The 19,587-nt window shown below is 45.0% G+C and carries 17 protein-coding genes; 3 read left to right on the forward strand and 14 right to left on the reverse strand.

Translation table 11 applies throughout. The features are described from left to right. Positions 1-187: 187 nt before the first annotated feature. The 3 genes from folP to JMY03_RS05065 form a co-directional block, all read right to left on the reverse strand. Positions 188-1,090 carry a dihydropteroate synthase gene (gene folP / locus JMY03_RS05055; RefSeq protein WP_201601614.1) on the reverse strand — a complete coding sequence of 301 codons (903 nt, stop codon included), beginning with the start codon at positions 1,088-1,090 and terminating at the stop codon, positions 188-190. Positions 1,091-1,344: 254 nt separating this feature from the next. Then, complete coding sequence (gene ftsH, locus JMY03_RS05060) at positions 1,345-3,240, reverse strand: ATP-dependent zinc metalloprotease FtsH (protein WP_307833136.1); 1,896 nt, start codon at positions 3,238-3,240, stop codon at positions 1,345-1,347. A 305-nt stretch (positions 3,241-3,545) separates the two neighbouring features. Further along, complete coding sequence (locus JMY03_RS05065) at positions 3,546-4,178, reverse strand: RlmE family RNA methyltransferase (protein WP_201601616.1); 633 nt, start codon at positions 4,176-4,178, stop codon at positions 3,546-3,548. 232 nt (positions 4,179-4,410) lie between these two features. Between JMY03_RS05065 and JMY03_RS05070 the strand changes: the two genes are divergently transcribed. Both JMY03_RS05070 and JMY03_RS05075 read left to right on the forward strand, forming a co-directional pair. Beyond that, positions 4,411-4,722 carry a YhbY family RNA-binding protein gene (locus tag JMY03_RS05070; protein WP_025644644.1) on the forward strand — a complete coding sequence of 104 codons (312 nt, stop codon included), beginning with the start codon at positions 4,411-4,413 and terminating at the stop codon, positions 4,720-4,722. A gap of 165 nt (positions 4,723-4,887) precedes the next feature. Next, positions 4,888-5,589 carry a hypothetical protein gene (locus tag JMY03_RS05075; RefSeq protein WP_201601618.1) on the forward strand — a complete coding sequence of 234 codons (702 nt, stop codon included), beginning with the start codon at positions 4,888-4,890 and terminating at the stop codon, positions 5,587-5,589. 148 nt (positions 5,590-5,737) lie between these two features. Here the strand turns inward: JMY03_RS05075 and JMY03_RS05080 are convergent, their stop codons facing one another. After that, positions 5,738-6,466, reverse strand: coding sequence for a CHAP domain-containing protein (locus tag JMY03_RS05080; RefSeq protein ID WP_201601620.1), 729 nt, complete (start codon positions 6,464-6,466; stop codon positions 5,738-5,740). A gap of 215 nt (positions 6,467-6,681) precedes the next feature. Here JMY03_RS05080 and JMY03_RS05085 point away from each other — a divergent pair, with 215 nt between their 5' ends. Beyond that, complete coding sequence (locus JMY03_RS05085) at positions 6,682-7,185, forward strand: hypothetical protein (RefSeq protein WP_201601622.1); 504 nt, start codon at positions 6,682-6,684, stop codon at positions 7,183-7,185. 288 nt (positions 7,186-7,473) lie between these two features. On the opposite strand, the gene lpxC is transcribed toward JMY03_RS05085, so the two are convergent. The 10 genes from lpxC to JMY03_RS05135 form a co-directional block, all read right to left on the reverse strand. Further along, positions 7,474-8,391: a UDP-3-O-acyl-N-acetylglucosamine deacetylase gene (gene lpxC / locus JMY03_RS05090; RefSeq protein ID WP_201601624.1), complete on the reverse strand. Its 918-nt coding sequence runs from the start codon at positions 8,389-8,391 to the stop codon at positions 7,474-7,476. 391 nt (positions 8,392-8,782) lie between these two features. Beyond that, the gene (gene ftsZ / locus JMY03_RS05095; RefSeq protein ID WP_201601626.1) at positions 8,783-9,961 is read right to left on the reverse strand and encodes a cell division protein FtsZ; all 1,179 of its coding nucleotides are present in this window, start codon (positions 9,959-9,961) and stop codon (positions 8,783-8,785) included. A gap of 145 nt (positions 9,962-10,106) precedes the next feature. Next, positions 10,107-11,399, reverse strand: a complete 1,293-nt coding sequence (ftsA, locus tag JMY03_RS05100; protein WP_201601628.1) for a cell division protein FtsA — start codon at positions 11,397-11,399, stop codon at positions 10,107-10,109. A gap of 158 nt (positions 11,400-11,557) precedes the next feature. Further along, positions 11,558-12,370: a cell division protein FtsQ/DivIB gene (locus JMY03_RS05105; RefSeq protein ID WP_201601630.1), complete on the reverse strand. Its 813-nt coding sequence runs from the start codon at positions 12,368-12,370 to the stop codon at positions 11,558-11,560. A gap of 348 nt (positions 12,371-12,718) precedes the next feature. Continuing rightward, positions 12,719-13,669 (reverse strand): D-alanine--D-alanine ligase, encoded by a 951-nt coding sequence (locus JMY03_RS05110; RefSeq protein WP_227675519.1) that lies wholly within the window; start codon positions 13,667-13,669, stop codon positions 12,719-12,721. 216 nt (positions 13,670-13,885) lie between these two features. After that, entirely contained in the window at positions 13,886-15,325 is a 1,440-nt protein-coding gene (gene murC, locus JMY03_RS05115) for a UDP-N-acetylmuramate--L-alanine ligase (RefSeq protein ID WP_201559238.1), read from the reverse strand. 94 nt (positions 15,326-15,419) lie between these two features. Continuing rightward, the gene (gene murG, locus JMY03_RS05120; protein ID WP_201601632.1) at positions 15,420-16,505 is read right to left on the reverse strand and encodes an undecaprenyldiphospho-muramoylpentapeptide beta-N-acetylglucosaminyltransferase; all 1,086 of its coding nucleotides are present in this window, start codon (positions 16,503-16,505) and stop codon (positions 15,420-15,422) included. A gap of 156 nt (positions 16,506-16,661) precedes the next feature. Next, entirely contained in the window at positions 16,662-17,639 is a 978-nt protein-coding gene (gene gshB / locus JMY03_RS05125) for a glutathione synthase (protein WP_201559236.1), read from the reverse strand. A 52-nt stretch (positions 17,640-17,691) separates the two neighbouring features. After that, positions 17,692-18,435, reverse strand: a complete 744-nt coding sequence (gene pyrE / locus JMY03_RS05130; RefSeq protein ID WP_201601634.1) for an orotate phosphoribosyltransferase — start codon at positions 18,433-18,435, stop codon at positions 17,692-17,694. A gap of 100 nt (positions 18,436-18,535) precedes the next feature. After that, entirely contained in the window at positions 18,536-19,576 is a 1,041-nt protein-coding gene (locus JMY03_RS05135) for a hypothetical protein (RefSeq protein WP_201601637.1), read from the reverse strand. Positions 19,577-19,587: the final 11 nt, after the last annotated feature.

The following is a 19,587-nucleotide window of genomic DNA, read 5'->3' on the forward strand; positions in this document are numbered from 1 at the left end:
TAGTAGCGATCAGCGGTGCGCATTTGTGAATGTTCAATACGCCCTAATACGCGAAACTGGTATAAATTTTTCTGGCTTGCTGTGCCTACGTCGACAGAGGCTGCAAAAAATTCATCCCAGTTTCGCTACATCTTTTCCATACTTAACTATAAGTGCCGTCTTAAATGTTAAGCATCGTTTGTTTAAGCTAAGCTGATAAATGATTATAGTCTGTGAGCTGCTGCCAAAGTGCTACGGCTTGCTGCATCATCGCCACATTATGGGTGCGTATGATACTCGCGCCTTGTTGTAGTGCAAATAAACCGGCTGCCGTACTCGCTATATCACGTTCGATAGCTTTGGAGTTTTTATAACGGGCTATATTGCTCTTATCTAGTACTTCTGCCAAAAAACGCTTGCGTGAGATACCAAACATCAGCGGTAGCTCTAAGCTTTGCAAACTTGCTAACTGAGTCAACAGCGCACAATGATGTGCGTAATCTTTAGCGAAGCCAAATCCTGGATCTAGGATAATATTAGCACGTTTGACGCCAAGACTAGTCACGTCTTCTACACGCGCTGCAAGCTCCGTCATTACCTCGCTGACCACATCCTCGTACTGCGCTAAGCTGTTCATGGTTGCCGGCTCACCGCGCATGTGCATCAGCATCACCGGAATATCTAACTTAGCGGCCATGGCAGCCGCGCCTTCACGTTTGAGCGCACGAACATCATTCCAAATATCTGCGCCAGCTGCGAATGCCGCTTCTATCACTTGTGGGCTGCTGGTATCAATCGATAACCATATCTCATCACCGCAGTGCGAGCGAATCGCTTCAACTACTGGTATGACGCGAGCTATCTCCTCGTCTGTCGCTACTGCCTCAGCATTTGGGCGTGTGGATTCACCGCCGATATCGATAATAGTGGCGCCTGCTGCGATAATTTCCTGCGCTCGTTTTAGAGCACTGTCTACAGCATTAAACTGCCCACCGTCCGAAAACGAATCTGGGGTCACATTTAAAATACCCATAATTTGCGGCTTCGATAAGTCTAATGTTTTGTGACGTATGCGGATACTATAAGCAGGTAAGGGCTGAAACAACGGCATAACTGATCTCATGTAGATAAAATTTATTAATTAAGCACCATTAATTTTTAGCTTATCATATCAGTAAATGAGTGGTACTCCTAAAGTCTGTCTAACCTTTACAATTCCTCAGAACGGAGTCTAAACCTTTTATTACGACATTCAGCTCCTACATTAGGATTGGGGTATTACATCTCTAATTTTTAACCCAAAAAAAGCCCTTTATGAAAAGGGCTTCTTAATTTCAATGGTTTTATATCCACTATACCAAGTCATTACATCGCTGGTAGTGGCGGCGGAATGGTACCTTCAGGCTTCTCTCTATCTTTTGATAAATTGACTTCATTGTGCTGATAAATCTTCGGTGGACGTGGCTCTTCGCCAGCTAAGATATCTTGCAGTTGATCACGGTCAATCGTTTCCCACTTCATAAGCGCGTCTACCATAGCGTGCATTTTATCTTGATTTGCCTCGATTAATTCACGCGCGATGTCATATTGCTCTTCTAACATCCGGCGAACTTCGTCATCGACCTTTTGCTGCGTGGCTTCAGAAATCGTCCGACCACCGCCGCCGAAGTACCCTTGCGAGCTATCATCGTCTTCATAGACCATGATACCTAGCGCATCTGACATACCATACTTAGTCACCATTGCTCGTGCCATCTTAGTCGCACGTTCAAAGTCATTAGAAGCACCAGTCGACATCTGATTGATAAACACCTCTTCAGCGATACGACCGCCGAACAAAATAGCGATATCATTGAGCATTTTTGACTTATACATACTTGTCTGATCATGCTCAGGCAACTGCCAAGTGACACCAAGCGCAAATCCGCGTGGCATAATCGTTACCTTATGCACCGGATCAGTACCCGGTAGTAGTTCAGCAACTAAGGCATGACCTGCTTCATGATAAGCGGTGGCGCGGCGCTCTTCTTCACGTATCACCATAGATTTGCGCTCAGGACCCATATAGAGCTTGTCTTTGGCATCTTCAAAGTCATTCATATCGACGCTGCGCTTATTACGGCGCGCGGCAAATAGTGCGGCTTCGTTGACGAGGTTAGCAAGCTGAGCACCAGTAAAGCCAGGTGTACCACGAGCCAAAGCTCGCGCATCGACACTGATCGTATTTGGCAGTTTCTTCAGATGTACTTTTAGGATTTGCTCACGGCCTTTGATATCTGGCAAGCCTACTTGTACCTGACGATCAAAACGGCCAGGACGGAGTAGCGCTTTATCGAGGACGTCAGCACGGTTAGTCGCGGCGATGACAATCACCCCTTCATTACCTTCAAAACCATCCATCTCAACGAGTAATTGGTTCAGTGTCTGCTCGCGCTCATCATTACCACCGCCCATACCTGAGCCGCGATGACGACCGACCGCATCAATTTCATCAATAAAGATGATACAAGGCGCACTCTTTTTTGCTTGTTCGAACATATCACGAACACGCGAAGCACCCACACCAACGAACATCTCCACAAAATCAGAACCTGATATTGAGAAAAACGGTACTTTGGCCTCACCAGCGATAGCTCGAGCTAGCAAGGTTTTACCGGTACCTGGAGGACCGACCATCAAGATACCACGCGGAATAGTCGCACCAAGCTTAGTGAACTTATCAGGGTCACGCAAGAATTCAACCACTTCGACGACTTCTTCTTTGGCTTCTTCGCAGCCTGCAACATCAGTAAAATTAACCTTGATCTGATCTTCGCTCAGCATTTTGGCTTTTGACTTACCAAAGCTCATAGGGCCACCGCCTTTACCGCCAGCGCCGCCTTGCATATTACGCATAAAGAATAAGAAGAGACCGATAATCAATAGAATCGGGAAACTAGCAATCAATAGCTGCATTAGTATGCTTTGGCGTTTTGGTGCTGTGCCTTCTACTTCGACCTGATTTTCACGCAGCATTGGCATTAACTGCTCATCAGCCACAGCCGGTCTAATGGTCTCAAATGTTGAGCCATTTTTCTTCTCACCAGTGATTTGTTCACCGTCGATCTCAACGCTAGCTACTTGACTTTCTGACACTGCGGTCACAAACTCAGAGTAGTTAAGGTTATCAGGCTCTGATGATTGATCAAAGCCGCTAAACACTAGCACTAGAACGCCGATTACCACCAGCCACAATAAGGTATTTTTTACCATGTCGCTCACAAGCTTTCCCATCCCTACTTATTGGTGTGTCAACTCGACACGTGACGCCTTCAAAGCGTTAACCTATTATTTATTTCAGTCTTTGTGTGGACTATATATAGTATATGGTGACTAAACACCTTGATTAAAAGATAAAAACTAATATAAATAACCCGTTACTCTAAGGCGACTTCATTTTAATAATTGCTTAAAACAAAGCTAATATACCACGATATATGGTTTTAATCGGTACAATTCAACCACTAGATATCACTTTTCAGTTAACTATTGTAGCAACACTAGCAGCGCTTAAATCTTGTTCAAAACTATCGAATCGCTATCCAAAACATCTCTTTGGAGCGTGGTCTAGAAGCAGCCGGTTTGATACTGCGAACCTTACTAAAGTCGCGCTGCATTTGCTGCCTAAGCTCTTGTGTGCCCTCGCCTTGGAAGACTTTCATAATCAGCGCGCCGCCTTTAGGCAAAGTTGCTAAGGCAAAATCTACTGCCAACTCACACAGATACATCATGCGTGGTTGATCGACCGCGCTGTTACCCGCGGTATTAGGGGCCATATCGGATAGCACCACATCGACTTGGCTATCACCCACTTGCGCCATAATCGCGTCAAAAGCCTCAGCCTCACGAAAATCACCTTGGATAAAAGTGACATCAACCAAAGCATCCATCGGTAAAATATCAGAAGCTATCAAGGTGCCAGTGTCGCCTACTAGCTTACTCGCTACTTGCGACCAACTCCCCGGCGCACTGCCCAAATCGACTACGGTCATCCCTTTAGTGATAGTCTGGGTTTTGTCATTGATCTCTAATAACTTATAAGCGGCGCGCGCACGATAGCCGTCTTTTTGCGCTTGCTTGACATAGTGGTCATCAAGATGCTCTTTCATCCAAGCACGGCTACTTTTTGAGAGTTTTTTATTTTCAATACGCGTAGCCAAAATACTTGCTCCTATACCTATCACAAAAAAGCGCTACAAAAACCAAGTTAAGACGCTTAGTTTAACATTTCCCTCACCTAAAATCGTCCAAAATCCTAATGAATTCAAGCAAGATAGTCTCATATTGCTTATAATACGCATTAAATTTTTGATGATATCGTTTGTACTGCGCCGGTGTACTCTGTCGTTGATACAGACACTAAAACTTATTTATATTGATATAAGGAATGTTATGCAACTTGATAATGAAACCATTAAACGCCTAAAAAGTATTGGCCACGAGCTCAAGCCTATCGTTATGATCGGCAATAAAGGCATCACCCCTGCCATTAGTGAAGAGATTGATAGAGCATTGAGCGATCACGAGCTGATTAAAGTGAAGCTGCCAGCAGGCACTAAGCATGAGCGTGATATCGTGAGCACTGAGATTGCGACTACAGCGAATGCCAATGTGATTCACACTATCGGCCGTATGGCGCTGTTATTACGCCAAAACCCAAACGCCAATCCTAAGCTATCTAACTTAGCCCGTTATGCTCAGTAATGCATAAAGAGTGATGATTTAATACTCTTTATAGACTTATCTTAAAGGCCGCAGCTGATGACACTTGCGGCTTTTGTCATTTTTACTTTTCTACTTTTGCTATATTTTTTGGCCGCTCAGCGAGTTGTCAGCATTTAACCTATTTACGATAAGGCAATCCATAATATGAGTCAGACTTTTATTCTTAAGCTTGCAAACGATAGCTTAGTGAGTGATGCTCAAAAGATCGGTGTGTCCGTTTCCCAGTTACAGCAAATTATCGTTAAAGTAACGGCTACGATTATGGACTCAGCGAATGCTGACAGCGATACGCTAAATACAATAAGTAGCGATATGAATACCAGCTTAAGCCTCCGCTATGAGGTTAAGCTGCCGTCGATGACCTTATTGGATCAGTTGCAATGGCCGCTTTGGAATAAACAAAAAGTCGGCTTTGCAGATTATCTATGGCAGCAGACTTGCTTAGAGTGTTTTATAACCAATAACGCGGCAAGTTATGTGGAGATAAATGCCAGTCCAAATGGTCAATATGCTGTCTATCAGTTTATGGACTACCGTACCCCTGTTACGCTGCCGCCCATACCCTTATTGATAAAAGGCAGTCAACATCCCGTCCATATTCAATGGCATAATAAAACACTAGCAAGTAGTGATTCGTTACTGAAACAACGTCAATTCTCAATCGCATTAGATATGCTACCTGACTCTATGCCGCGCATACTCAATTCTAACTCGACTGCCTTGATACATCCATGCGTCATTCTCAACTTCTCAGGCACGCCACTTTACTTTGCAACTGAGCACGCCACGCCAGCCGATTTTCATCAGCGCCAGCATTGGTCAAAGCTGCAGCTGGATAAAGAGTAATGACTTAGAAAATCTAAAAGGTGATGAAACTCATAGGCGTAGCATGAGATGCCGCATAAAAAACCCAGCAATGTCATTTAGATCATTACTGGGTTTTTTGCTGAACTAACGATAGCTAGATTATAATTGACTACAAATATAGTAGCAGTTACTCGTCAGCCATCGCAAGATAGATACCACGATCTGAGGCATCATCTACGTATTGTGAGTCGCGCCATGTGGTATAACTATGGACACCGCTGTATGGGCTGATACCTTTTTGGCGGAAGTCTGAGACCCAGCCGTTACCGTCAAATATTTGAATATGACCGTGCGGGCGTCTTGAGGTACGATCAAACACCACGACATCACCTACTTGCGGCTGCATGTCGTTGCTGATCTTAGTAAAACCGGCTTTCGCTAGAGTGCCACGCGTCGCATACTGATAAGCAGATGGGTTTGGAGTAAACTCGTAACCGGCAGACTGTAGCGCTTTACGCACATAACGGGCACAGTAGCCTGTACTTCTAGCGTGCGCTGCTCTTGCTGCACGTGCTGCAGCGCGAGCTGGCGCTGAATTGCTATCTGGGATACTACTGCGGATTTGCTGTTCGCGCTCGTACGCTAAACGGCTAGTTAGTGATGCTAACTGATATTCTTTTTGCTTGGCGTGCTCGCTTAGATTATCGATAGCTTGACTGATTTCGTCATTGCTATAAACGCGAGCGCCACTGTTGGTGCTATAAATATTCTGGCTAGAACCGTAGTTCGAAGCAGCCGTAATATTTGTGATGGTATGAGTCAAGGTATTATTTGATTGAAAGGTCGTTTCGACAGCACCACTTGTTTGTGCTATGCCCATTCCCAGTACTGACAAAATTAATAAAGCTTGTTTCATAAATTTACTACCTATGGTTAATACAAGAGCGCTCGTCATCCATAACGAAGCATCAATTCATTTAAAGGATATAGCCATTAAACAATCATGATAAAATCCTAGGTATAGCAGCTAACACTCTAGTCTTAAGCGCCCGACACTAGCATCATTACTAGTTTTGTCATTCGCCTCGTAGATTGTCCGCTTTAACCTTATATCTTGCAATGAGCAACACGATGTCAAAAAAACAGCCTAATCGACTTGCCCAACTTATCGATCATCAAGCATTTGCTGGTAGCGCACTACCTCGAAGCTTGAGCGATAATATGCGTGTTTTTACGCAAGCAACCACTGAGATAAAAAAACTATTGGCAGATTGTCTACCAGAAGAGATTCTTAATACCTGCTGGGTTGTCGGTCTGAACGATGAGCAACTCACACTCAGTGTAGGTTCAGTAACTGCGGCTAATCACATTCGCTATTTACAAAATGCTTACTTATCAGTGTTAACCGAGCAGTCAATTACATTTCAACAACTCAAGCAAATCAGCGTCGTGGTAGCTCATACTGCCGCTCATGATTCTAAAGTTTCAGAACAACTAGCGGTCTCAAAATCCAATAAAACCAATGTGCATCAGGCCCTTAGCCAAAACACAAAACGGACTATATCACAGGCAGCTGAGCATGTCACCACGGATAAAAAGCTGCAAAAAGCACTTTTGCGGCTAATAAGTGACTAAAAATTTGCAGATTGCATTGTAAAGTTATGTAAAAAACATATTAAAAATTAGTCGCGATTAATTGGTTATCCAAAAAATTTTGCACAAAAAAAAACGTATGATGAAGATTGTCTTTAATTTGACATTATCATCGTACGTTTTTTGATAGCTGTTAGCTTTTGTATTACCTAACTTCCAGCGATTCTATTCGATTTTAACGACTAAATATATTCAAAATTATGAATTTTTTATTTCGTAAACTATGTAATATTGCGTAAATGTTGCGATACATCCTGTATATTCGTGTATTTATCCTTCAACGACTAGCCCAGAGAGTGGCAAATATTCAATAGGACAAGTTACATTGTCATCAAATGTTACAATTTCAAAGTTATTTTGGTCAGATAGTATTTCGCGAACCAATAAGTTATTGAGTGCATGACCTGACTTGTACGCACTAAAACGGCCCAAAATAGGATAACCGATAAGATATAAGTCGCCTAATGCATCTAAAATCTTATGACGAACGAACTCATCGTTGAAGCGTAAGCCTTCAGCATTCAATACTCTTGCCTCATCAATGACGATAGCATTGTCCATACTGCCACCTAAAGCAAGATTGTTCTTGCGCAGGGCTTCTATATCTTTCATAAAACCAAAGGTACGCGCTTCGCTTAACTGCTCGATGAAATTATGAGTAGAAAGGTGGAACTGAGCATGCTGGAAGTCCTTATCAAAGGCTGGATGCTCAAAGTCAATCTCAAAGTTCATCTCAAAGCCATTGTAAGGACGCAGTTCAGCCCATTTGTCATCGACTTTGATTCGTACTGGTCTGACCACCCGCAAGAACTTCTTAGGCGCTTCTTGCTCTTCAAAGCCTGCTTGTAGTAATAAGCCCACAAAAGGCGCCGCGCTACCATCCATAATAGGAATCTCGCTTGCAGACACTCGTATCAGTAGATTATCGACACCAAGGCCAGCAATAGCGCTTAGTAGATGCTCAACCGTACCGACGCGCGTACCGCCAAATACTAAGTTAGATGACATCATGGTATCTTGCACCAAAAAGGCACTAGCTGGAATCGGTGCTGAGCCTAGTATATCGGAACGCTCAAAAACAACACCGGTGTCAACAGGCTGTGGATGAAACTCAAGATCCACAGGCTGACCACTATGTAAACCGGTACCAGTGATCGCTAAAGCTGTTTTTATAGTTCTCTGATTCATGGCTGTAATCCCACATATTTTGTTACAATTGCCCTAGTGTACCATTAGTACCCCTTAATTCGCTATAGCCAAAAAATACTAATTTGCATATTTAAGCCATTGATAATACTTATTGTCACTACTATTTTAGCTATATTTATTCATAAAAAGATGGCTGAGAGCACGCCAGTCAAGGACTGCAGCTTTATCGCTGGTAGTGACCCACCTGATCTAAACCCTTATTTTTATTCAATAATTCGACCCATTCATAACAACGTTTTAACGTTTTCCCTTAATAATAAAATATAATTTTGTAATTTATTCATGCTATTAGCTACTTATTAAGCAAAAAAAACCAGCGTCTTAATGCTGGTTCTTCTTTATTGGCCTGAACAAACCAATGACTAAAACGTTATTTATTCTGCTGGCGCTTTAGATAATCTTGGATACTGTTGGTCTTAGTCTGTGGCTGCTCTTGCGGTGCTGTACGCGGCGTAGAGTCTTGATACTGCTGTGCTTGAGTCTGCTTTTGACTGTTTAAAGCGCTCGTATGGGTACTCGGATCTACTGATTGCGTGCTGGTCACCGAAGGCACTGGCACTTCAGGGATATCCTCATTCAAAGTCAGACCAGTTGCGATAACGGTAACATGTAAGTCATCACCCATTTTTTCGTCTATGACTGAGCCATAGAAAATATGAGCATCATCGATGTCGGTGATCTCATCAACGATAGCACTGATCTTGCTCATCTCATCTAAAGATAACGACTCAGAGGATATAACGTTAACGAGTAGACCTTTGGCGTTTTCTAATAACAAGTCGTCAAGGAGTGGCGATCTAATTGCTTTTTCAGTGGCTTGGCGAGCACGGTCGTCACCGCTAGCACGGCCAATACCCATCATTGCATGACCTTTGGCCGTCATAGCCGTACGGATATCGTTAAAATCGATATTGATAACCCCTTCGCTAGCAATGGTCTCAGCAATACCTTGTACCGCATGAAGTAGAACATCATCTGCCTTTTTAAAGGCGTCTTGCATAGAGATATTGCCGTACACGCTCATCAGCTTATCATTAGGAATAGTAATGATAGAGTCCACAAAGTTCGTCAGCTGCTCAATACCTGCTTTAGCTGCCTTGATGCGCTTACCGCCTTCAAATTTAAAAGGCGTTGTGACCACAGCGACAGTCAGTACTTCTAGCTCTTTGGCGATACGAGCGACGACTGGAGCGGCGCCTGTGCCGGTACCACCGCCCATACCCGCTGTAATAAAGACCATGTCAGAGTTGTCTAGCATCTCGCGGATCGCTTCTTCTTCGCTTTCTGCAGCTTCACGACCGATTTCTGGGTTAGCGCCAGCGCCTAGACCTCGATTGGTCTTAGCGCCTAGCTGTAGCTTATTAGGAGCGGTTAGACGATCTAGCGCTTGTCTATCCGTATTAGCGCAGACAAAAGTGACGCCCCTGATACCTTGCTGTACCATGTGCTCTACCGCATTACCGCCGCCGCCACCTACCCCAAATACGGTGAAGCGCGCTTGGCCGTTATCTTGAACTTGACTATCATCTGGCATGGTATATTTTGACATAAAAAGGGTTCTCCAGTTGCAAATAGCGTAAGGGTCGACACGTCATAGTGCAGGCAGGTTCTGTCATATCGACGGACTATATATAAATGTATTTAAATAAAATAAGTATAGCTTAGTTTCGTTTTCAAACTATCTTTTTCAACTATCATAGTATTTTTTTGAAGATGTTAGTAAAACGCTGACCGACTCTTTGGAAGGTGCCTTTTACTCGGCTCTCTTGAATAGCTTCAGGCTCGCTTTGTTCGCTATGACGAAACTGCTCGCTCTGACTATATAACAAAGCGCCAAAAGCTGTATGATAAGCGCGATCGTTAATCTGAGCATTGAGCTGTTTAAAGGTATCTTCATTGTCAAAATGGTTAAAAGCACTGATTGCCGGATGAGTATTACTCATGACGACTGGCATTTTCAATAATTTTTTGGCAAATGGCACCATACCTTTAATCGTGCTGCCGCCGCCTGTCAGGACGATACCGCGATCAATAAAACCTATCAAATCCGCCTCATGGAGCTGGCGCGCCACTTCGGTAAATATCTGAATAAATCGCGCCTCAATAATACGGGCTAAATTATAAATACCGATATTGATCTCATCATTTGAACCTTGTGGCTTAAACAAAAAGAAGGCGCTAGGGTCTATGCTATTGGTATCGACAGTACCATGAGACTTCTTGAGTCTCTCAGCTTCTATCATTGAGATGCCTACATCGGCTGAGATATCCATAGTGACTTCATGACTGCCGCTCGCGATACAATGAGTAAAGATAAGCTTGTTTTCTTTATAGACGCAAATACTCGTGGTACTTGCGCCAATATTGACCAAGCAGACGCCCTGCTGACGCTCCTCACTCATCAAACTGTACTCGGCACTAGTAACGGCGTCAAAGACGATATGGTCGATACCGACATCACAGCTTTGCAGTAGTTTTTGGATGTTTTGGCGACTGGCCACTGGCATCATCATCATGTGATAAAGCACGGTGATGTTTTTGGCAACCATCTCGATAGCATCATCGACCATAGAGTCCATATCGTCGATATAGATACCTTGCTGACAGCAGTGCATGAGATAATAATCAGAAGGCAGGTCTTTAGCTTTTGCGTTGGACAAGGCTTGTACCATGTCTTTGGCCAGTACCACATCCTCTTCAACATCGACCTGTCCGTTACTGTTTTTACTGAGTAGCTCAGGAGTCGCCAAAGTCAGCCAAACGCTATGCACACGGCAGTTTGCGGTATCTTCTGCTTCTTGAATGGCTTGCTTTATCGCACCTTGTAGACGTTCGCGATGCTTGATTCGACCTTGATAGAAGTCGTTGTTTTTGACTTGGCCGATACCCATGATACGGATGTCTTTTGCAGAGACAACACTGCCAATCACAGCATAAACTGCAGTGGCGCTTAGATGGACAACAACGAGGTTTTCAGTATTTTTCATGTTACTAGACAAATTATCGCTAATCAGGGAACGATTTAACATCCCCATTAATTATTAAAAAGTACTTGCGAAGCAATCTATCTAACGAGTTTCGTTAAATTATCCTTTAGATGTCTCTAAAGTAAAGATCCTTTTCACAAAGATGAATAAAATATAAGCTAAAGATTCGCAGCGCTATCGGTACTAGCTGTATCAGACTCTTGTCTCACATTCCACGCTATAGTGAAGCCGTTCTTGTAGCGTAAATCTACCGACTGCATCTCATCACGGCGGTCGTGCAGTTGCGCGGCTAATAACTGGCTTAGGCTCAGTAATTTCTGAGCAGTGTTTTCATTATCTACAATCACTCGTAGACCAGTATCAAAACGCACCAACCAAGTCATACGCGGGGTCAAAATAATATCTTCAACTTGCATCTCAAGCGGCGCATACCAGTCGTTAATCTGCTGCATTTGCTGCATGATGACCGGTGCTTGCTCGATATCGCCTTGTAAAGTTGCGAACTGAGGTTGGCGCAAGTCGTTATTATCAACAGGGACAAACACCTCGCCTTTAGCATCTACTAGTCGCTCAGTACCAAAATTAGCGATCGCTTGCTTTGGTAGCGCGGTAATTACAATTCCGCGTTGCCAATCACGAGTCACACTGACCTGATCGACCCAAGCAAGTCTCATGGCAATATCACGTAGGGACTGCAAATCATTGGCAAAAAAGCTACTAACGGTTTGCCGACTCATCGTTTGCTGTAAGCTTTGATACTGGACCGGACTCAGACCTTGAGAGCTGACTTGTATGGTAGCAGGCGGCGCATCACGTAAAGCCTTAGCGCCCATCGCTAATATCAATAATAATAGCGCAACGACAATAGCTGTAAAAAAGTATTTAGCCGAATTTGGAAGTGGTAAGCTTCTTTTTGGACGATCCGCTTTACTATCCATGAGCTCAGCCACATCATCGACAGTTTGAGCCATAATTGCATCCGTCCATATACTTGATTGATTTTACACTTAATATGCATTTAATTTTACTAGCTACTGGGGCAACATGCGTCAATAGACCGTTCGTTTATAAAGTTATTTTAACGTGGTTTATAAAAGCACAGTTATTGGCTACGTGATTGAATACTACTGAGGTTAAAATCCGACAATCCTAGCAAAAACAACACAATCACTGCAATATTAACGTATTTTCTAGTGAAACAATAGCCTAACCCGAGTTGTGAGTGTTGAATTTACACAAGTTTACACTAAGCTATGCTATAGCAAGCTTAGACCACGTTAGCGCCCCTGATTCGCTTAGATTACCTAGAACCCAACACCCTACAATGTCTGCGACAAAATGTGCCAGCATAAGCTCTCAAAATCCATACCGCGCGCTTGGGCTGCCATAGGCACTAAACTATGACTGGTCATACCTGGCACCGTATTGATCTCAAGTAACCAAAAACTGCCATTATTATCTTGCATGGCGTCGATACGCCCCCAACCTTTGGCATCTACCGCTCGAAAAGCGGCTAAGCTTAGCTCTTGTAAGTGCTGTTCATCATGAGCACTTAAACCGCAAGGGATATAGTAGCTGGTATCGTTGCGATTGTACTTGGCTTCAAAATCATAAAAATTGCTAATATCAGCAGGCTCTAAGCGAATGACCGGATAAGCTTCATCATCGATGATTACGATAGTGAATTCGCGGCCGGTAATCCAGCGCTCAGCCATCACCGCATCGCCGCATTGTACCGCAGTAGCATAGGCTGCTGGTAACTCATCTAAATGATTGACCTTCGTCATGCCGATGCTAGAGCCTTCGTGCACTGGCTTTATAATCAAAGGCAGACCGAGCATATTGACCACTTGCTGCCAGTCGGTATCCGCAGTCAGTAATGAAAACGGCGCTGTCGACAGACCACAGCCTTGCCACAGCTGCTTAGTACGCACCTTGTCCATACCCAGCGCAGAGGCCAATACGCCAGAACCTGTTTGCGGGATATCCAACCACTGCAATACGCCTTGCAAGAGCCCATCTTCGCCGCCGCGACCATGCAGCACATTAAACACACGGTCATAAGCACGCAGCTCAGTGATATCTTGATCTTTTGGATCAAAATGCTCGGCATCAACGCCTTGATTCTGTAGCGCTTGTAGTACTGCGGCACCACTATCTAAAGAAACCGTGCGCTCATTACTGTTGCCGCCATATACCACTGCAACTTTACCAAACACACTGGCGTCTTTGACTTGTGAATCCTTGCTGGAAGCTTCATTATTATTCATTTGTCCACTACCCAACGCTGGCTTATCATCGTTCTCTTGCTCGCTCTGAGCGGCTGCTAGTGCCGGTTCTGGGTTTTCTATATTGTCTTGTTGTCTGTGCTCGTTGCTGTCTTGGCTGAGGCTTTGGTTGTTTTGACGGTTCATATATGAATTCCTAACGTTCTTTTGACGGCTAAGCGAGGCGCTCTATAGCGGTAGAGCAGACTCTTCCAGAAGCTATTTTAAGTACAATTGATTCGCAGCCAATTCAACCGCAATCTGCCCAACATTACCTGCGCCTTGGGTGATCAGCATATCGTTGGCTTTTAACAAACGCTGCATCACTGGCGCGATATTGTTTTTGTCAACGATGGTTGGTTCCACTTCACCGCGCAGACGAATACTACGAGCTAGCGACTTGGTGTCTGCGCCATTGATATGGTTCTCGCCTGCAGAGTACACCTCTAATAATAGTAGCTCATCGACAGCAGAGAGCACTTCCACAAAATCATCGAAACAGTCGCGAGTACGGCTATAACGATGCGGCTGGAACATCATTACCAAACGGCGCTCAGGAAAGCTTTGGCGAGCGGCTTTGATCGTGGCATCGACTTCTTTGGGATGATGACCATAATCGTCAATTAATAACACATCGCCATCATCAAGGGTGACTGCTTCATGTTGTTCAAAACGACGGCCGACGCCAGCGAACTTCTGTAGGGCACGTTTGATAGCGTCATCATCCACGCCTTCATCAGTGGCCATCGTAATGGCAGCAAGCGCATTATAGACGTTATGAATTCCTGGGATATTAAGCGTTAAACGCAGCGGCTCATGGTCGCGGCGCAATACGGTAAAGTGGGTCTTAGTGCCTTGTGCTACCACATCGATCGCTTGTACATCGTTAAAAGGTTCAAGTCCAAAAGTCAGTACTGGGCGGCTAATATCATCTATCATGGCATATAACTCAGCATCATCACCGCAAACGACCGCTAAGCCATAAAAAGGCATGTTCTGTAAAAACTGAATGTAGGCGGCTTTGAGTTTATCGAAGCTATTCTCGTAAGTCTCCATATGATCTTGATCGATATTGGTGACGATAGCCGACATCGGATGCAGCGTCAAAAACGACGCATCCGATTCGTCAGCTTCAGCAATCAAGAAACGACTGCTGCCAAGCGCGGCGTTCTTGCCTGACGCGTTGAGCTTACCGCCGATCACATAAGTAGGATCTAGCTGCGCCTCAGCCATCATCATCGTCAGCAAACTAGTCGTTGTAGTCTTACCATGCGCGCCTGCGACCGCGATACCATGACGATAGCGCATCAGCTCACCGAGCATATCAGCGCGGCGGACCACTGGCAGACGGGCTTTTAGCGCCGCCTCAATCTCAGGGTTGCTACGGTCAATCGCGGATGACACCACGACCACATCGGTATTAGAGATGTTTTTTGAGTCATGACCGATAAATATCTCGATACCAATACTCTGTAAACGCTGAGTCACTAGACTGTCGTTGATGTCAGAACCGCTGACTTGATAGCCTTGATTATGCATCACCTCAGCGATACCGCACATCCCTGAGCCGCCAATACCAACAAAATGTAGATGCTGAATACGGCGCATCTCTGGAATCTCAATCAGGCGTTTCGGCAGAGCTTTAGTAGAGGTAGACATAAAAGGTTCTCAATAGAAAAAGTAGATATAAATATTTTAGAAGACTAAAACGGCTAAAAGTCTGTAATGAAAACAGGTCAGAAGGCTGGCAGACTTACAACGACTGCCAAATAATATCAGCAACTTGCTCAGTAGCACTGCGGTTGGCAAGCGCATGACCTTTTTCTGCCATCTCTAAACATTTAGCTCGGTCAAGCAATGCCAGCTCCGCACGCAAGCGCTCAGGCGTCAGCTCAGACTGCGGCAATAAAATAGCAGCGCCATGCTCGGTTAGCGTGCGTGCATTGGCAGTCTGATGATCATCGACAGCATGTGGTAGCGGTACAAATATGGCAGGGATACCAACGTTTTGAATCTCAGTCACCGTAAGCGCGCCTGCGCGGCAAACAATCACATCCGCCCAATTGTAAGCGGCGGCCATATTATCGATAAACGGCTGAACTTGCGTACTATGACGGCTCAAATCCTCATTGTCGTATGCTGCTTGAGTGGCTGACTCATTATTACGACCACATTGATGGCGCACCGCAAAAGGCTTGTCTATCAGAGCTAGGGCTTTAGGGACATTATCATTGAGCACTTGCGCGCCCAAAGAGCCGCCAACGACTAACAGGCGCAACGGCGAATCATCATGAATATCATAACGCTCAGTAGGAGCTGCCACTCCCGTGATGGTATTACGTACCGGATTGCCCACCGTCTCCAGCTTGGGGCTGGTTTGACTGTGCGCAAAAGTATCCTCAAAAGCTTGCAACACCTTATTCGCCATCTTAGCCAAATAACGGTTACTCATACCAGCGATAGCATTTTGCTCATGGATAATAAGCGGTGTGCCGGTCATACGCGCGGCAATACCACCAGGAGCAGTCACGTAACCGCCAAAGCCTACGACCATATCGATCTGATTGCTACGAATGACTTTCAGCGCCGCCATCGTCGCGGATAGTAGAGTCACTGGTAATTTTAATAAGCGGCCGATGCCTTTGCCGCGCAGTCCTTGCATATCAATAGCATGAAACGGATAGTTAAGCGGCTTAACCAAACCATTTTCCATACCATTTGGCGTACCTAACCAGTGGATAACGGCGCCGCGCTGAGCCAACTCTTCGCTTACGGCGAGCGCTGGAAACACATGGCCGCCAGTACCAGCAGCCATCATTAATATATGCGGAGTCTTCATGCACGCCTGCCTATCTATTTTGGTAATATCTATAAAGCTACAACAGCAGCTGACTAAAATTTGCCTAGTATAGAGGAAATCGCGCGCTCATATATAGTACTTTTTATCACTAAAACAGCTTACTTTAAGCACTTATAATTTAGGCGTGTTTCGCTACTATGCTATTACTTTTTGTTCTACCGCGATGATGAAATCAGTACCGATATCGGTGCCGCACTGATCATCGATTTCGCGTACACAAGTCGGGCTTGTGACATTAATCTCGGTGATACGACCGCCGATCAAATCTAAGCCCACAAACATCAGCCCTTTTTGTTTGACGATAGGCGCAACTGCTAGCGCCACTTCGCGCTCGGTGTCGGTCAATGGCATTGCTACACCGCTACCGCCAGCGGCTAGATTACCGCGAGTCTCCCCTTTGACCGGGATGCGCGCTAAGCAGTAATCGACCACTTCACCATCAACAATCAGTACACGCTTATCGCCTTCCTTAATCTCTGGTAAATAGCGCTGCGCCATGATAGGTAGGGTCTCAAGCTCTGTTAGTATCTCTAAAGTAACGCCAATATTAGCGCTATCAGCGGTCAAACGGAAGATACCAGTGCCGCCCATACCGTCTAGCGGCTTGACGATGACGTCTTGCTGCTCTGCGATAAACTTACGAATATGAGCTTGTTTGCTGCTGACAATCGTCGGGCTCATATATTCGCTAAACCAAGTGGCAAATAGCTTTTCGTTACAATCGCGAATCGCTTGCGGGTCGTTGACGACTAGCACGCCAGCCGCTTTGGCGTGATCGAGCATATAGGTGGCATAAATAAAGCGCATATCAAAGGGCGGATCTTTACGCATCAAGATAACATCATAATCCTTAACCGTAGCTGTCGTCTTCTCGCCTAGACTATAAAATTTTTCGGGGTCGCGGTATACCGTGACGGGCTGCGAATCTATCATCAGCTGACCTCGGTCTAGCCATAAGTCGTGAACCTGACAATAGCCTAACGTATGGCCGCGATCTTGCGCCGCCCACATCATTGCAAGGCTGGTATCTTTTTTATAATTGACTCGCTCAATAGGATCCATGATGACCAGTATATTTAAAGGTTTGTCCGCTTTTTGCTTGTCGTTACTCATAATAGGGCTCACTATTTTTGTTATTGTTTAGATAGGTGTTTAAGCGCAAACGCTAAACGCCATACTGCTCGCGATAATGCTGCATTTTTGCAAGTTGGGTCGCGTCTTTATGTTGGCTGTTTTGGGTGCCATGGTCATCAGCCAGATAACCGATCAAATCATCAATATCGACTAAAGCGCGTACCGGCACTTGTAAATTGGCTGCCAACTCTTGAATAGCGGACTGCTCGTCTTGGCCTTTTTCTTTACGGTCTAGCGCGACAAGGATACCAGCAACGCTAGCGCCTGCCTGCTGCAAAATCTCTACTACTTCTCGCATTGCCGTGCCGGCAGTAATCACGTCATCGAGGATCCAAACGGCTTTGCCTTGTACCTCAGCGCCGACTAGATTGCCGCCCTCGCCATGCGTTTTGACCTCTTTGCGATTATAACCCCAATCTGCGTTGATACCATGATGCAGCCATAACGCTTGCGCAGTCGCAGCCACAAACGGAATGCCTTTATAAGCGGCGCCGAAAATAACTAACCTGTTATCGCCGTTATCTGTGTCACTACTGTCTGTGTTATGTGTCGCCATTTGCTCAACCAAAGCATCAGCATACCCTCGAGCCAATAATGACAACATCTCACCTGATGCTAGCAATCCAGCATTAAAAAAATAAGGACTAATTCGTCCTGATTTGAGCACAAATTCGCCAAATTTTAGCACTTTGTTCTCGAGGGCTAGTTCGATAAACTGCTGGGCTGAAAAAGAGGCTTGCGTAGTATGTTGTGCAGGGGCATTGGCAACGGGCATGAGCATTCCTGTTTTAGTGTTAGATAATTAGTAATAACTGCTTAATAAATAATCGTTAAACATAATAAAAAAGTGGTCAACGGTAAGTCGGTAGATAAAGCTAGCTTGACCAGCCGTTAATCATATAGTCGTTCATATTGGCATAGCGAGTCAACAGACCACAGCGCGATGAGATATTAAAATGCGCTTGGCCATCGTGACTGACTTGGATTTCCCAGCCTAAATAATGCGCGGCGACAATAATATGACCGGCAAATAAGCGGATCTGCCGATAATGAGAACGGCTAGCCGGCGCATGATAAAGCTGGCTTAACAAATAGCTGCGCACATAGTGACAAATTTGCTCAGCGCTATAGCTTTTATTAATGCTTTTACGAGTTGCGCATTGTTTTAGAGCGTGCACCGCCACACTACAGGCCATAATGTCTGTGGCTAAGCTGCCCTCACCCAATTCAAAATCTTGTGGCTGCAAAATCACTTGCCAGTCATCGGCATATAAACTGCTAAGCAGCTCATCAGGATTATAACGCTTGACCAAGGTGCGTAGTGAAGCAGCAGGTTTTGAAGCTGTATTTAAACCCTCATTTGAAAATGAGTGCTCTGCTAAAAACCCATAACGACTAAGCTTGGGATAATGAGTAATAGCGTCTTGAATATCTGCCATATCCAGCAAAACCATCTCATCTAGGGGCGACAGTAAACGGTTAGCCGATGATGGTGATACGGCTTGGTCACTATTTTTCTTAGGATAACAGCCCTGCTTAGGATAACGGCGATAAAAGCTGTCCGGCAGTTCTATCAGCTTAGCTGCGCTGAGTAGCGATAAATGCTCTGCAAACGGTTTTGAGGCCATCAATTGCCACTTAGATAATGACTGCGTTTTTGGCGCGCGAAAATGCGCTGACTTACCATAAAACCTGTGCAGCTGGCCATTGACTCTTCGTGCAGGCTCTGGAATATCGCTCAATGGACGGGCGGGATCAAGTGGTGTCTGCTTAGGGTCAAAGTTAGGATGGACGATAGCTGGCTGCTCGCAGCTTGCGGCATGCGCGGCCTCAGCATTACTATCTGCAAGCTTACCTTGTGCCCCACTAATCAAAGCATTCGGTAAACGAGTATCAGAAGTAAATGGCTGGGTCATAGCGGCTCCAA

The organism is Psychrobacter submarinus, assembly GCF_904846685.1.
Classification (GTDB): Bacteria; Pseudomonadota; Gammaproteobacteria; order Pseudomonadales; family Moraxellaceae; genus Psychrobacter; species Psychrobacter submarinus.